Source organism: Bradyrhizobium sp. USDA 4516, assembly GCF_054055915.1.
Genome location: NZ_JBSRXT010000001.1, coordinates 5,229,572 through 5,244,891 on the forward strand (window position 1 = coordinate 5,229,572; position 15,320 = coordinate 5,244,891).

The 15,320-nt window shown below is 59.0% G+C and carries 10 protein-coding genes and 6 pseudogenes; 8 read left to right on the forward strand and 8 right to left on the reverse strand.

The window, feature by feature from the left end:
* Positions 1-572: 572 nt before the first annotated feature.
* The 5 genes and pseudogenes from ACVI1L_RS24075 to ACVI1L_RS24095 form a co-directional block, all read right to left on the reverse strand.
* The gene (locus ACVI1L_RS24075) at positions 573-1,424 is read right to left on the reverse strand and encodes an aldo/keto reductase (protein ID WP_456783978.1); all 852 of its coding nucleotides are present in this window, start codon (positions 1,422-1,424) and stop codon (positions 573-575) included.
* Between the two features lie 195 nt (positions 1,425-1,619).
* Complete coding sequence (locus ACVI1L_RS24080; RefSeq protein ID WP_456783979.1) at positions 1,620-2,849, reverse strand: acyl-CoA dehydrogenase family protein; 1,230 nt, start codon at positions 2,847-2,849, stop codon at positions 1,620-1,622.
* A 479-nt stretch (positions 2,850-3,328) separates the two neighbouring features.
* Positions 3,329-3,601, reverse strand: a pseudogene (locus ACVI1L_RS24085) (hypothetical protein); the annotation flags it as partial.
* Between the two features lie 15 nt (positions 3,602-3,616).
* Positions 3,617-3,840: pseudogene (locus tag ACVI1L_RS24090) on the reverse strand (transposase); the annotation flags it as partial.
* A 56-nt stretch (positions 3,841-3,896) separates the two neighbouring features.
* Positions 3,897-4,360: pseudogene (locus tag ACVI1L_RS24095) on the reverse strand (IS66 family transposase); the annotation flags it as partial.
* 309 nt (positions 4,361-4,669) lie between these two features.
* Between ACVI1L_RS24095 and ACVI1L_RS24100 the strand changes: the two are divergent.
* From ACVI1L_RS24100 to ACVI1L_RS24120, 5 genes and pseudogenes are all read left to right on the forward strand, one after another.
* Positions 4,670-5,128 carry a hypothetical protein gene (locus ACVI1L_RS24100; RefSeq protein ID WP_456783980.1) on the forward strand — a complete coding sequence of 153 codons (459 nt, stop codon included), beginning with the start codon at positions 4,670-4,672 and terminating at the stop codon, positions 5,126-5,128.
* Positions 5,129-5,479, forward strand: a complete 351-nt coding sequence (gene tnpB / locus ACVI1L_RS24105; RefSeq protein WP_456783981.1) for an IS66 family insertion sequence element accessory protein TnpB — start codon at positions 5,129-5,131, stop codon at positions 5,477-5,479.
* Positions 5,480-5,643: 164 nt separating this feature from the next.
* Positions 5,644-5,937, forward strand: a pseudogene (locus ACVI1L_RS24110) (IS66 family transposase); the annotation flags it as partial.
* Between the two features lie 112 nt (positions 5,938-6,049).
* Positions 6,050-6,103 (forward strand): annotated as a pseudogene (locus ACVI1L_RS24115) (hypothetical protein); the annotation flags it as partial.
* A gap of 49 nt (positions 6,104-6,152) precedes the next feature.
* Positions 6,153-6,845, forward strand: coding sequence for an IS66 family transposase (locus ACVI1L_RS24120; protein ID WP_456783982.1), 693 nt, complete (start codon positions 6,153-6,155; stop codon positions 6,843-6,845).
* 965 nt (positions 6,846-7,810) lie between these two features.
* On the opposite strand, the gene ACVI1L_RS24125 is transcribed toward ACVI1L_RS24120, so the two are convergent.
* The 3 genes and pseudogenes from ACVI1L_RS24125 to ACVI1L_RS24135 form a co-directional block, all read right to left on the reverse strand.
* Complete coding sequence (locus ACVI1L_RS24125; RefSeq protein WP_456783983.1) at positions 7,811-8,749, reverse strand: transketolase family protein; 939 nt, start codon at positions 8,747-8,749, stop codon at positions 7,811-7,813.
* A gap of 22 nt (positions 8,750-8,771) precedes the next feature.
* On the reverse strand, positions 8,772-9,656 hold the full coding sequence (locus ACVI1L_RS24130; protein WP_456783984.1) for a 1-deoxy-D-xylulose-5-phosphate synthase N-terminal domain-containing protein: 885 nt from the start codon (positions 9,654-9,656) through the stop codon (positions 8,772-8,774).
* A gap of 396 nt (positions 9,657-10,052) precedes the next feature.
* Positions 10,053-11,235, reverse strand: a pseudogene (locus tag ACVI1L_RS24135) (IS3 family transposase); the annotation flags it as partial.
* A gap of 1,336 nt (positions 11,236-12,571) precedes the next feature.
* Here ACVI1L_RS24135 and ACVI1L_RS24140 point away from each other — a divergent pair.
* The 3 genes from ACVI1L_RS24140 (at position 12,572) to ACVI1L_RS24150 (ending at position 15,216) form a co-directional block, all read left to right on the forward strand.
* Complete coding sequence (locus ACVI1L_RS24140; RefSeq protein ID WP_456783985.1) at positions 12,572-13,384, forward strand: enoyl-CoA hydratase/isomerase family protein; 813 nt, start codon at positions 12,572-12,574, stop codon at positions 13,382-13,384.
* Between the two features lie 11 nt (positions 13,385-13,395).
* Positions 13,396-14,358 (forward strand): NAD(P)-binding domain-containing protein, encoded by a 963-nt coding sequence (locus tag ACVI1L_RS24145; RefSeq protein ID WP_456783986.1) that lies wholly within the window; start codon positions 13,396-13,398, stop codon positions 14,356-14,358.
* Positions 14,359-15,036: 678 nt separating this feature from the next.
* Entirely contained in the window at positions 15,037-15,216 is a 180-nt protein-coding gene (locus tag ACVI1L_RS24150; RefSeq protein WP_456783987.1) for a hypothetical protein, read from the forward strand.
* The last annotated feature ends 104 nt before the right edge of the window (positions 15,217-15,320 follow it).

The following is a 15,320-nucleotide window of genomic DNA, read 5'->3' on the forward strand; positions in this document are numbered from 1 at the left end:
CGCCGCGCATCGGCGGCATCAGTCTTCTGCCACTTCACGAAAGGCTTTACTTAGTCTGGCGCAATGAGGGCGCATCCCATGCCCCAGCCTCTCGACCTCGGGCGCCCAGTTATGGCTCCTGGCGGAGGCCTCTCCATTCGACCGCGCAAGTCAGCTGCGTGGCGAGAAACTTGAGCGCCGAGTGCCGGCGCAGCTCAACCAGCGGAAAGCACGGCTCCTAGTGCATCCGCGCCGTGCATCTGGAACACAATCTTCACCAAGTTCAACCCGATTGTGCTAACTTCCGACATGGACGCCTCCGTTCAAGCGACGATCAACGCCATCACTCGGCACAGCGATGCCGTGAGGGGGCACCCCATCAATATCGGCAGCCATAAAGCCCAAGGCCAGCTCCTCCGCTCCGCAGGGGCTAGGCTCCCCTACCCGTCGAATACTCAGGTCCTTTCTTGAAAAGCCGTTGCCCAGACCTTCGAAACTGTTTGCCTCGCTATCAGTAAGTCCCTTCAGCTCATTACGCCCGAAGAATGCGCATGCTACTTGACGAACTCAGGATATGCATGAACCAAACTTCATCACGCTTTAGCGTATTGCCCCAACGCCGTGAATTCCGCATCGCTTAACGTGATCCGCGCCGCGCCCATATTCTCGTCGAAATGGCCGAGAGATGTCGTGGCGGGAATCGGCAGCATCCAAGGTGTCCTGCACAGCAACCACGCGAGCGCCACTTGCGCCGGAGTGACCCCGAGGCGTTGCGCGATAGCGCCGAGTTGGCCGGACAGGTTTGGGAGAGCGCCGCGGCGCAAGGGGCGATAGGGCAGGAAGGCGATGCCGGCGCGCGCGCAGGCCTCGATCACGGGTTCGTGCTCACGATCGGCAATGTTGTAGCAGTTTTGCACCGAAGCGATGCGGGCGTGGCGCTGCGCCGCCGCGAGCTGTGTCGGGTTGAAGTTCGAGATGCCGATGTGCCGAATCTTGCCCTCGCATTGTAGATCGACGAGCGCTCCAAGGGAGTCGGAAAGCGGCACTTTCGGGTCGATGACATGGAGCTGATAGAGATCGATGCGATCAAGGCGCAGCCGCTTGAGGCTACCCTCGCAAGCGGCACGCAGCCGGTCCGGGCGGCAATCGGCCTCCCAAATTTCCGGGGCAGGGTGGACAAGCCCGCCCTTGGTCGCGATGACGAGGTTGGCCGGGTAAGGGTGGAGTGCTTCTGCGATCAATGTCTCACAGCTTTCCGGTCCGTAGGAATCTGCGGTATCGATCAAGTTGACGCCACGCTCGACGACATGGCGCAAGAACGCGATCGCATTCTTGCGATCGGGCGGATAGCTCCAGATGTTGGTGCCGGTCGTGACGCGCATCGCGCCAAAGCCGAGGCGGTTGACCGTGAGATCGTCACCGATCGTGATGGTGGAGTGAATCATGGAACCGCTCCGAAGATGCCGCTGAATGTAGTCTCATCTTGTGCGCTTTGCGCATTTTGCATTCTATTTTCGTGCATATCGAACCCGGTAACTGAGCCCCTCAGGAGCGTGGCAAGGAGTTTTTAGTTGGAATGAGTTTTAGGGGAAGCGTTCGCGGCGCGTCGTGCATGAAACGCCATCAAAGGCGCAGCTCTTTCAATTTATCAGAGAGTTTGCGTGCTTCCGAAGTTCAAGTCTGGCTATGGCGCGGTTGTCCGGTTCTTGGGCGAGGCGTAACGCGCGGATTGAGGCGTAGTCACGCGCGAGTTCCTCCTCATCCGAGACGCCGGCCCCGCCAAACGCTTGAATGGCCTCGTCGATGATTTTGAGTGCGATGTTGGGAGCGGCGACCCAAATCATGGCAATCTCGAGCTGGGCCGCCTTATTGCCGACCTTGTCTAACATATCGGCGGCTCTCAAGCATAATAGGCGCATCATCTCGATGTTAGTGCGGGCTTCGCCTATGCGCTGTTCCCACACCGAATGCTCGACGATCTTCTTGCCGAAAGCAGTGCGCGAAGTGAGTCGCTTCACCGTCTTCTCCAGCGCTTCCTCGGTCTGGCCGATGGCGCGCATGCAGTGATGGATGCGGGCGGGCGCGCGCCGGGTCTGCGCGATCTCGAAACCGCGGCCCTCGCTTAACAGAAGATTCGAGGTAGGAACGCGAACATTCTCGAGCAACACCTGGGCGTGGCCATTCGGCGCTTCGTCATAGCCGAAGACGGGGAGCATGCGCTCGATCTTAATGCCGGGCGTATCCAGCGGTACTAAGATATGCGACTGCTGCTGATCTATTGGTCCGGAAGGATCGGTCTTGCCCATCAAGATTGCGAGCTTGCAGCGAGGATTGCCAACGCCGCACGACCACCATTTGCGGCCATTGATGACATAGTGATCGCCGTCGCGCTCGATGCGGGTCTGGATGTTGGTGGCATCGGACGAGGCCACCGCTGGCTCGGCCATCATCAAGGCGGAGCGGATCTCGCCGTCCATCAGCGGGCGCAGCCATTTGCGCTTCTGCTCCTTATTTCCATAGCGGAACAGCACCTCCATATTGCCGGTGTCGGGCGCCGAGCAGTTGAAGACTTCGGAAGCCCAGGAGATGCGGCCCATCTCTTCCGCCAAAAGTGCGTACTCGAGATTCGTCAATCCCGCGCCGTGGAATTCGTGGTCATCCTGCTCTTTGGACGGCGGCAAAAACATATTCCAGAGGCCCTCGATCTTGGCCTTCTTTTTCAGGTCATCGAGGATTGGGATCACCTTCCAGCGGTCGCCGCTTTGGTCCTGCTGTTTGTAAACTGGCACTGTCGGGCGGACGTGCTCAGTCATGAAGGACTTGACCCGATTGAGCCATTCCTTCTGCTTCGCAGACAACGTGAAATCCATGGGAGGCTCCTCTTGGCTTAGGCCGCAGTGCTTCCGCTGCCCGGCTGTATCATAACAATCCATTGGCGCTTCTTGCGATAACCACGCCGTCAAGCCATAGGTTCTCGCATAAGCTCTGGATGATGCAACTGCCAGCTTTGGGGAGGTGATCCATGCCAATCGATCAGGTTCGTCTTTATTCTGGTGACGATCGATGAGGTTTGCACGGGTCCTAGCTTGGCCGCGAGGCCCAGGCGATTGTGGCGGAGACCGGTTTTATCGCGCGGCGAAACTCGATTGGGAGCTGCGGCGTGAACCACGTGAGACGGAAGGCGACGCGGTGGGATCGCCGATGTTATGCATATTCTGCGCGCTTTGATTGCCCAACCTTGCTCGGCTGTCTTAGTATCACCCGACCGCGGCGCTGTCCCTGATCACGGTAGAGAAATAGCCGGTCCGGGATGGCGACGTTTGCGCAAATTCTTTCTCATACGAAGTCGCTAGCAGGCTGTTGAAGAGCTCAGCCGCGTTTCGCAAACGAAGGCTGTATCGTCGCCATTGTGGATGTGGAAATGGCCGACGAGCCTGTCTGCAGTGCCGATCATAGCCCATCCGCGACCGCAGGATGGACCGTTCTCGTCAGACCCTTCTCATGAGAAATCCGCGCACGCCGATCCGTTGCGAGTCCCGTAGCGCACATCCAGGCCCTTGAGAGCCCCAAAGGCGATTTCGCCATCGGACTTGCCCTGGAAGGTGAGATGCGCCTCTTCGACTTCCGACGAACCCCCGCGGAACGGCAGGTCGTATTCCAGCGGATCCATCAGGAGCCGCCCCGAGCGGATCGATAAAAACACCTGCAACAGCATCGCCGGCAGCAGTTGTTCCGGCGCGATTGACGGCCTCCCAATCGGCGGTTAGAGCGCGGCAAACTTGCGTTCCAGCTCCGACAGCGCCTCGTTCACAATCCTCCGGATCGCTCGCAGCGGATGATCGAGCCGTACCCGCGCTCCAGGTCGACTTAGCTGAACAACTCGCCCGTTCGATTGTCGCCGCCGGCGTACGCGCCATCTGTAAGGGCATCTCAACATCATCCGTCGAGAGACAGACTCGTCCGTCCTCCAGGAAGAGAGTGAAGCTCGCCATCGCTTCGGATGTAGCTGAAACGCCTTGGCCAGGTCGTGCCAACGGGACAGCGAGTTGGTCGCTAACGTAGACCTGGAGGTCCCCGACCAGAGGCCGGCTCAGCGTCTGCCGAACCTGAACGCGTTCCTGGGCACTCCTGCCATTGATGGAGCGTCGATCTCGAACAGCGCATCGATCCGCCGCACAACCTCGACCGCGATGGGCGAGAGCGGGATCTCCATCTTGCCGGAGGTCTTGTGACGCGCATTCTCTTCGATATCGACAATGGCGAAGAATGGGTGCCACACGTGGACCCAGCGCGCCACTTCCCGGATCGGTCCAGGGTGGCGTCCCGCCAGATAGAGCTGGTTGTACCCGTCATAGGCGTCGGCCTGCAGGATGCCGGTATACATTCACGCGGGAGGGGCTCATGCCAAACGCACCGCCCGGATCACCCGCTGTAACTGCGCCTCGTCGACGTCCACGCCGGCGCGCACGATCACCTCGCCAATGGCGATTTCGATCGCTACGCCTGCCGCAGACACCACTGCACCCTCGCAACTCGAGTGCCGCGCGGGACGATGTCGCTCGGCTCGCGCATCACGGCGCCAAGCGAACAGCTGCGACGGTGAATGGTAACCGGTATGAGGCCCCCACCTGGGCATCGCGCGAATGAGCTGCGATACAGCGGGGTATGAATTGTCTTTTGGAGGTGGGCTATGGCAGATGCCATACATGAAGCCATGCTTGATGCCAGGCAGGAAGGCGGCTCCTATCGTCGGATCGAGGTGATCACGGGACAGCGGTCGGCGACGGCACTGGAAGGCCCGGATCGCGGCGGAGAGCTTCGAGGAAGGGTCAATATTTCCGAGGTCGCTCGGCGCCACGGCGTTGTTCGTGGGCTGCTGACGGCGTGGCGCAAGTTCGCGACGGCAGCAAGCTTTCAGGCGCCAGGCTTCGTGCCGGTCCGGATCGCTTCCGAGAGCGGTCCGGCGACGGCAGACGAGCCGGACCGGTTAGCGTCCGCGCATAAGGTGCTGCCGCAGATGGCATCGCCTCCAGGCAAGCTTGGCGGGACGATCGAGATCGAGGTGAGCGGGGCACACATCCGGCTCGAGCCCCGAGTGGAGCCGGCGACGCTCTCGACAGTGCTATCGGCACTTCGGGGCATCCGTTGATTGCATTACGATCCGAACCTCAAGGTGGTGCTGCCGGCACAGCCGGTCGACTTTCGCAAGTCGGTGCACACGCTATCGGCGCTGGTGAGCAAAGCGCTGCGTGTGAACCCGCATTGCGGCGACGTCTTCGTGTTCCGCAGCAAGCGCATGGACCGAGTGAAGCTTCTGGCGTGGGACGGCAGCGGCATGGTGCTGGTGACGAAGTGGCTGCACCAGGGGCGCTTCACCTGGCCTCCGATCCGCGATGGCGCGGTGCATCCCAGTGCGACGCAGCTAGCGATGCTGCTCGACGGACCTGAGTGGACGCGTGTCTCACCCAAGCCTGTGAAGCAGCCGGCGGTTGTCGGCTGAGAGGTGAGGATTTCGCTGGAGCCTGTGCCGCGCGGGTGTATCGTATGATCATGGCGATTCGCCCCGACGCTCTCCCGACCGATCCAGCAGCGCTAACCTAGATGGTGCTCGCGCTTGACGCCGAGAACGAGAAGCTGCGCGTGGCGATGCAGACGCTCAAAGAGATGATTTTCGGAAGGCGCTCGGAGCGGCTTGCGGTGATTGTCGCGGCCCAATTGGCGCTCGAGCTGGGCGATCTCGAGACCGACGCCACCACGCCACCTGCGCCGACCAACGACTCTGCGCCCGCGACGAAGCCGTCCGACAAGCCGCGCAAGAAGGCGCACCGTAACATCGGTGCGCTGCCCAAGCACCTGCCGCGTTGCGAGCAGGTGCTGGAGCCGGCGGCGACCGCATGCCCGTGCTGTCAGGGTCAGCTTCACAAGATCGGCGAGGACGTCAGCGAGGTGTTGGACGTGATCCCGGCGATGCCGCGGGTGCTGCGGACGATCCATCCCAAATACGCCTGCCGCGGTTGCACCGACGGTGTGGTCCAGGCAAAGATGCTGCCGCGTTTGGTTGAGGGCGATTATGGTATCGACGGCACTCGTGGCTCACGTGGTGGTCTCGAAGTTCGCTTGGTATCTGCCGCTGTACCGCCAAGTGCAGATCCTGGTTGGCCAGGGCACTGCAGGTGGATGGCTATGCCGCCTATCTCGCCCATGCCCGACGCAAATTCGTCGAGGTGTACAAGACGATGCAGTCACCGTTCGCTCACGAAGTGATCGAACGCCTGCAAGCGGTCTACGCCATCGAGGCCGAGATCCGGGGTTTGAGCGCCGAACAGCGGCTTGCCGCCCGCCGCGCCAGGACCGCACCGCTGTTGGAGGTGCTGAAGGCGCGACTGACCTCGATGCTCGACCAACTGTTCTCCCAGTCGAAGCTGGCGGAGGCCATCAACTATACGCTCAATCACTGGGACGGACTGACGCTGTTTCTCCGCGACGCCCGCGTCGAGGTCAACAGCAACACCATCGAGCGTTCAATGCGCCCGATTGCGATGGGAAGGCGGAACTCATTGTTCAGCGGCAGCGAGGGCTGCGCTGAGGGCTGGGCAATTCTTGGGTCGCTGGTCAATACGGCAAAGCTCCATGAACTTGATCCGCAGGCCTATCTGGTCGATGTGCTGGAGCGCATCGTCTCCGGTCAGACAGGAGCCACCAGTTGCACGAACTTCTCCCCTGGAACCGGAAGGCGGCCCGCGAGCTCAGCGCACGGGTGGCTGCATGAGCTGGCGCCGCCGTTCATCATCATCTTCATCATCGACGCCGCAGCTTCGATGCCGCTCGGCGAGCTGGAGCCTTGGCTGCAGGCTCGGTGTCAATGAGTGCGCCCGACTGGATCTGTCCGCTCTCGCCATCGACGCCAATGCATTCAACCACGGCGGCACGCTGGAATTGCTGCGCTTTCGGCCGCCGCACTGCGCCACAACGACATCAGTAACGTTCTTTCCACCGCACCACATCGGTTCGCACCGATCCATCGCCGCAAGCCGAATGGCGACGTTGATGCGCGGCGGTGGTGTCAGGGATTCTATGCCGCCATGCGGCCGAGACTATCGGCCTGGGCCTCGCTGCCCGACATCCGCAACATAAACCACGGCTTGCTCCTGCCCATCCTGCTGCATTGCGTCGACAATCAAGGGTCCACTGCTTGGACCGCCAAGGCCAGACCGCGAGACAGAGGAATTCCTGCGCAACGCCCATACCGACATTCCGGACGTCGTCGAGGCCATGCGCCAGTACTGGACGTCGACCCGCTACGCTCGCGCGCGCTGATCACTGCAGACGTGGGAGCTCATACCGGTTACGGTGAATGCCGATCCGCGGGCGATCGCCGAGACGCTCGCACCAGGCTCCAGGGCCTCTGCCACGACGCGCCTTAAACTCATCCGACCAGCGTCGGCGAAGCTGCCGCGACGCTCCCTCAAGACGATCGGCGAAGGCTTCGATCATATGGAAGGTTCTAGTTCCAGAACACCTAGGCGCAGACATAGAAGCTGACATCGGCTCAAACTCAGCAGCCGATAGCCGATCGCTCACCCACTCCGCCAGACGGCGTCTCTTAGCGCTTACGCTCGGCGAGTCTTCTCGCAACGCACGGCCGGACCATACAAAAGGTCAAATCCTCGGGCCGCCTCTCAAACTACAGAGCGGACGCCGTCATGGGCCGGAACGAACTTCCAACTAGATTAAGCCCGGGGGGCATGGTCACCCGGCATTGCCGCCGCCCGGATGTACCTACTCGGGGGGCAGGTTTCTGAGCGATGCCTCGATTGACTAGCCATAGATCCTAAAACGGCTTCCGGCGCTGTCCGCAAGCTGCTAAGATTGCTTTAGCTAAAGCCGGACCGCGAAGGCCAAAGTGAAGGTTTGCCTCCACAGGGTCGCAGTAACTCACGGCGGGCTCAAAGCTCGTGCCGAGACGAGTAGTAGGCCGTAGTATCTTCGCGTCAGCGAGTGTCTCAATGACCATGCTCCCTAGTCCACCATCTCGATGATGTTCTTCAATGACGATGACCTCGGCAGCACGTCGAGCAGCCTCGCAGAGAGTTTCAGAATCAAATGGCGTGAGCGTTGAAAAATGCAGCACCTCTGGATTAAGACCGCCATGGACCAACAATTCCACAATGTCAGATATGGCTGAACTCACAACTCCCGTGGATACGATCAAAGCTCCATTACCATTCCGCAGGCGACAGGCACGCCCCATCTGGCTAACTGGACCTCGGCCACCCTCATAAGGACCAGTACCTAAACGTATGTAGAGCGGGCCGTCCCAGTCGCGTGTCGACAACAAGATGTGCTCCAGTTCATCATTATTTCTAGGAATGAATATCCCCATGTTCGGGACCTGCCGTAGCAGAGCGAGATCTTCAAGGGCCATGTGCGTAGGACCAAGCGCAGAATAGGCTAAGCCACCGCCGGATCCGATAATGCGCACCCGAAGTTGCTGGAGACCTATGTCGATGAACACCTGCTCAAACGCTCTCCTCGTAACGAACGTCGAAATGAACTCGACATATGGAATTAGGCCTCCGCTCGCCAGCCCAGCCACCATACCAGCCACATATTGCTCTGCCACGCCCTCCATAAAAAAACGTTGCGGAAAAGCAGCCTTGAATTCCCTCAAGGAGTTCATGAGATTGTAGCCCAGATCGCATCCAACAAACACAATTCGGTCATCATGTGCCGCCAAGCTTTCGAGTGCTTTACTGAATGTCGCACGCATGGTTCAAGTCCAATTCCGGCGTTCAAAATAGAGACGGGATCGCGCTGAGCGATGGCACTTGCCTATAATGCCATCCGCCGTTTTCTTCGAACTCTCCTAATCCTTTTCCCTTTGTCGTCTCGCAGATAATCACTCTCGGATGTGGAGCTGAGGACGGAAGTAACAACGACTTCCTAATAGCGCGTACATCGTGTCCAGGCACGTGACTAACGCTGAAACCAATTTCACGCCACAGTGCCGGCATGTAGGGCATCGGCAGCACACTCTCAGCTGGTCCGTTACATTGCTGACGGTTTCGATCAACTAATACGGTAAGATTTGACAGCCGATGCTTCACAGCGTGGAATGCCGCCTCCCAATTTGCACCCTCATTTAGCTCTCCATCGCCGACCAGCACATAAACGTGAGAATGCTTCCTAGTCATCCGCGCAGCTAGCGCCATACCGACGGCTATTGGGAGGCCATGGCCGAGCGTCCCCGTGGTGGCTTCGATGCCAAGGGAGACGTTCCGTTCCGGAAGACAGCCTAGTGGTGCGCCCACTGCGCAAAAGCGGTCCAGCTCTTCAGCTGCGATCAGGCCCTTGTGCTCAAGGACAGCATAAAGAGCAAGGCATCCGTGCCCTTTGCTTAGAATGAATCGGTCGCGATCGTCGGCTCTGGCGGCATCTCCGGGTAACTGGAGACAGTCGTATAAAACAAGAAGAATTTCAATTATTGAGAATGCGGAACTGATATGTCCACCCACTTGCCGCGTCGCGAGCGCTTCCAAGATTCTCCGGCGTATAGTTTTTGAGCGGGCATCAAGATCAGCACCTATCGCTGTCCGTCCGTCGACCGTTGTAGCCTCCTCCATACCGCCTCCTGTTCCATCGCGCTTTATGTCGCGTTCGCCGGCGGGTACTGTCACACGTCTGTATCCTCGGCGCACCTATCTTTCCTGGTGGGCTGATCTCCGCCGTTGGACGCCAAGTGGGTATTGTCCTCTCGAGAGGCTCGAATATCTCGCGAAGTAGCAACTCTGAGAAGAATCGGTTCTACCGGTTTCGGGTAGCGCCATGTCTCCCTTGGAATCGGCCCACTCGGAGCAGGATGGTCGAGCCTGGGAATGCGGAATCGAACTCTGGAAGAGCAGATCGCGACGAGGATTTGACATGAGAAGAGCCGAAGCCAGTTGAGAAAGCTAAGCTTGAAACGGCTGAGAGAACAGCGTCAATGGCAACGCCTTGGCGGTGCAAGAGAGTTGTGGCCCATCTGATATTCGGATTGAGGTGACAGATGAGCGTGACCTGCCCCTGAATTTGCATCCAGCGGCAGTTAGAGTCTCGGGAGGTTGTACGCCTTGCGGCGCGGTGGAAGCAACGGGCGATCGGCGGAGCTGGTCGGGGTTGCGCAGCCGAGCGCCCGTTGCGGTGAGAGAGGCGGCGTAGGCCGCGGGCGTGAGGTATTGCAGCGAGGAATGGGGGCGTTCGCCATTGTAGTCGGCGACCCATGCCGCGAGTTTGGCCCTGGCATCGTCGAGACCGAAGAACAGCGTCTCATTCAGGAGCTCGTCACGCATCCGGCCGTTAAAGCTCTCGACGAAGCCGTTCTGCATTGGTTTGCCCGGTGCGATGAAGTGCCAGTCGATGCCGGTTTCCTTGCACTAGGCCAGCATGGCGTTACAGGTGAGTTCGGTGCCGTTGTCGGAGATGATCAGGCCGGGTTTGCCGCGCCGCGCGACAACCGTCGTCAGTTCCCGCGCCACACGCCGGCCCGAGATCGATGTGTCAGGAATGGCGCCCAGACATTCCTTGGTGACATCGTCGACGATGTTGAGGATGCGGAAGCGACGCCCGTTGGCGAACTGGTCGTGGACGATGTCCAGCGACCAGCGCGCATTCGGCTTCGCTTCCATCGGGATCGGCGCCCGACACCCCATGGCCTTGCGGCGAGCCCGCCGCTTGCGGACCGTCAGTCCTTCTTCCCGATAGATCCGGTGAATGCGGTTGAGCCCTGATGGCTCGCCCTCTCGCGCAGCAGAATGAACAGCCGACGGTAGCCGAACCGTCGGCGCTCGTGGGCGAGGTCGCGCAGCCGAACACGAAGCTCCGTATCCGCAGCGCGGCGAGATCGGTAGCGGATCATCCTCCGATCCGCGCCGACGATCATGCAGGCCCGTCGCTCCGACAGACCCATCACGGCCTTCAGGTGCGCCACAGCGGCGCGCTTGGCGGCGGGCCCTACCATTTTTTTGACAGAAGCTCGCGAAGGGCGGCCGCGTCGAGCATCTGCTCGGCCAAAAGCTTCTTCAGCTTCGCGTTCTCATCCGCGAGCGACTTCAGCCGCTTGGCTTCGGAAGCTTCCATGCCGCCGAATTTGGCCTTCCAATTGTAGATCGTCGCTTCGGAGACTCCGTGTTTGCGAGCCAGGTCAGCTGTCGTCGCCCCAGCCCCATGCTCCTTCAACACTGCGATAATCTGCTCTTCCGTGAACCTTGCTCGCTTCATCTGTCCGTCCTTGCTCGGGTCGGACTCTAACTCCATCTGGAGGAAATACTCAGGGGCAGGTCAGACCGAACTAAAGGATGACGGCTCACTCGAAGAGCAGATCTGCCTCTTCAACGGCGACAACATTCCATTCATCGCGCGCCGTTCAAAGACTTCTTCAACGGCCTGCTAAAGCATTGTTTCAAGAGTAACACGAAATCGGATGCAGTTAGTCTACAATGAATGCGCCGCCTTTGATGCCGACTCGCATTGAGTCAGTGTCAGACGCCGGTGAATAGGTAAGCTCACTCTGAGAGCTCGAATGTGCGCTAGGTAAGTCGGTTGTATGATGCGAACGAAGAATCTAGATTCCTTACCAACATACAAGTAAAATATCAATTCGCCCGAAGTCTGCCTTTGGGAGCAACTGCGCAAATTGGCGCTTCAAAAGAAGTGGTCATGCAGAGCGGCATCTTGCTCGCACAGAGACGTCCCTAGATTGGTGCATTGCGTACGGAAGTGTCTCTTTTATCGCGACATCCTTTCAGCTACTCGAACTTGAGGTAGCTCTGCTACCGTCGCCCACTTGGGCGTTTTCTCCCTTGACTTGGCCGCCGGTCCCAAAGGACTGGCAGTCTCCTTCGAACAGAGAAATAACAATCACATTGGCAGGATCGTCGTGATGTTGTGACGACCGGTGCTTTCGCTATTGGGAAAGTCGCGGCGCTGGCGGGAAGCTCGCTCAGGCCTCCGCCAGAACATGGTCATTCATTGCAAGTAGTATTCTGCATCCAACGAGCTGGCATTGTCGCGATGGGCGCGCTTTCGTAGAACTCGATGCGGCCGTCAACTCGCCCTAGCGTGGAAACGCTGCATTCGGGGAAAATTGTCCGCGTTAGCCTATTAATTCCGACCCGATATTGATCATTTTGAAATTGGTATTGGTCCTAGGAAGGCGACTAAGCGAAAACTCCTGAGTGAGCAGACTACGGCAGCGCAACGCTGAGCTGTTGGGAATCGATGAATGCGTTCTTCGATGTCGGACCCACTTTGGCATGCGCTTGCATTTCGAGGTCCTGGATCGCGACGCTGGCCGAAGGACGTCAATGGCCGCTCCTGCATGAGGTGGCCGCCCTAGTTGGGATTTCGGATAACATGTGCGCAGGCGCATCGGGTGATCCAGTTTCTCTCGCGGGACGGGCCGCGCCACTTGGCATTAGGCCGAGTCGTCGACGAGTTCTTGCGGAGCGCGGCGCGCAGCTCATCGAGAAAGACAAAATTCGAGCCGATCTTTGCTCCGCCACGGATGCGGAGGGGTTCGACTTCAAACCTGGTCGGAGCATTTAAGGTCAACGACATGGCAAAGACGACGGATTTCGATCACAAGGACAATGATCTTCTTCGCGAATTGCGCGATGGAGTGCTGATACTCACGCTCAATCGTCCATCCGCCTACAACGCGTGGACAATGGCCCTGCGCGAGGAGTTGACGAAGATATTTGAGGTCGCTGAGACTGACGAAAGCATCGAGGCCATTGTATTTACCGGGTCTGGCGTCAATGCGTTTTGTTCAGGTCAAGATCTGGCGGAACTGGAATGTATACCGGAAGGGCCTGCAGCGACCCATTTGCTTGAGCGCTTCTTCGTTTGCTATGACGCTATCCGATCGTTTAGCAAGCCGCTTCTCGCTGCAGTGAATGGTGTTGCCGCCGGCTCTGGATTCCAGCTGGCTCAGTTGTGCGACTATGTCGTGAGCTACCCTGGCGCGCGGATGGGCCAAACGGAGGTGAACTCCGGCCTTCCGAGCATATTCGGCACTTGGCTGATGAGTGAGCGGATCGGTAGTCGTGCCTACGGGCTCTCGCTGGAGGGGCGCCTAATGGACGCGGACGAAGCCAAGCAGCTGGGCTTCATTAACGAAATCGTCTCGCAGGAGGAGGTCCTAGACGCGACAGTAGCGGCTGCAAGGCGTCTCGCGAAGCAGCCGCGCCAAGCCTATCATCTATCGAAAGTTGCAATTCGTCTTCTGGATCAGGCTCGTTATGACAAGGCATGTGCCATGGCGCTCAGATCGTACGAGGATGCTTTCGACGAGGGCGCGCCACAAGAGGAAATCGCGCAGTTCTATGAACGCCATGGATCGGCCGCAACGACGCCTTCGAATGGATAAGGATCACTGGAATGCTATATCTCGACGCGGACGACGTTGAGGATTGTCTCAACGATCGCGAGATACTTGAGATCGTCGAAGAAACGATGCGGGGCGCTGGCGGCAGCGGAGCGCAGAACGGTCCCAAGGCTGGCTTCGGTCTTGACGTTGAAGGAGGTCGCCTCCACTTTGGCAGCGTGTCGGGCCTCAGCGAGCCTGGCGGCGCAGCGGGCGTGAAGTGGTTCACAGTTGCGGATAACAATCCCTCGCTCGGCTTCCCACGTGTTCCAGCATATATTCTACTTACTGACGCTCAAACTGGTCTCTTAAAGGGCGTGCTAGATGGGACGCGCCTTACACCTGTTCGCACTGCCGCTATGGCGCTTGTGGGGGTCAATGCCTGCCGAGCCAGGCCACAAACTGTAACAATTATTGGTGCGGGGGCCATTGGCTTCTCGCTCCTACGTTTGTTGGCCCAACAGGCGCGTGTCGAGCGCATCAGGATAGTCGCACGTCAGGAAAGCGCCGCGCGCGACGCTTGCGCGTATGTGCGACGTTCGGTTCGGAGCGCCTGCGTTCTCGAGCCATGCACTAACGCAGAGGACGCTGTACACGGCGCCGACGTCGTTTTCACCGCGACGGCTGTTCCTGTCGACAGCGACCTCGTGCGGGCGGCTTGGTTGAAGCCGGACGCTGTCGTTTGTTCGCTGGGCTCCCGGCGCGAGGTCGATCACGACCTGATCCGTACCGCATGGATTGCGCTCGATGATCCTGACGGAGTTGCCATGCGTCGCCCCGACTTCCGCGAAGGTGGAGTGGGCGCTGCGAGGGGGGCTGCAAAGCTTTGCGACATCGTTGGGGGAAGAGTGGCTGTGCCGAAGATCGGCCGCGTGTTCCTGATTATTGGCGGCCTTGGAGTTATTGACGTCGCCTTAGGCGCGCGTGCACTGCGGAATGCCGAGTTGCGGGCGAAGGGCATTCAACTGGCAAAGTGAAAAAGATCAAGCTGAATTACATAAGTGCTAGTTTGATCGGTAGCAGGTAGTCGGTCGGTGCAGCATGCCAGCCCGCGAGGCAAAGGGTTCGCCGATTGATCCAGTCGCGGTTGTACACGGTGGCAGTATTAGTCGCGCGGGGGCTTCGCGCTGAGCATCGTCTTGCTGAGTGCAAGCCACAGCCGCAAGAAGCTACCGTGATGTGTTGGCGAGCAAGGACGCTCCGCAACACTTGACTGGCTTTCGCTCCCTGCGCGTGGGGTTGGCTATGCTCTAAATTAGCGACTCGATCTTTGGCGTCGCGGTAAGAACACAAAACGCTGCACCAAAGGTTTCCGCCTAGCTTAGGACTCCCATCACGATCCTATTGTAGGCAAATTCCTCGCCATTCCAGGCGGTCGTCGCTCGGCACTCCTCGACGATACGGCACTCTTGTGGTTCGGTTCATGAACAAGCGCGCACATGAGTTGGAGACATTTAAGCTCGATGCCTGTCGAGTTTCAAAGAGCGGGCTATTCAATGTCTGTTGCCACTACGTGGCGCGTTGCAAATAATTCGATATAACGTGGCAGAATGCGAGCGAGCTCCTAAACGTGCTGTGCTAGCAAAAGCTCGAATGCTTGTCGGACATTCGGACATCGTCCTCGTCTCGGGTGCGCCGACAGGAATAACTCAGTGATGAGCATGGCCATGCATGCGGAGGCATCCGAAATGCAGAGTGGGCAGCACGAGGTATTTAGTGTGCTGAAGCAACATAACGTCAAGCACATCGCGTACGTGCCTGACGCGGATCACTCGACCGCCATTCGAATGGCTGAAGCCGATTCGGAAATTAACTCCATTGTTCTTATGACGTAGGAAGAAGGGATCTGATACTTGGCCGGCACTTGGCTCGGCGGCGAGCGAGGCGCCCTACTAATGCAGTTGAGCGGCGTGGGAAATTGCATCAATACGCTTGCATT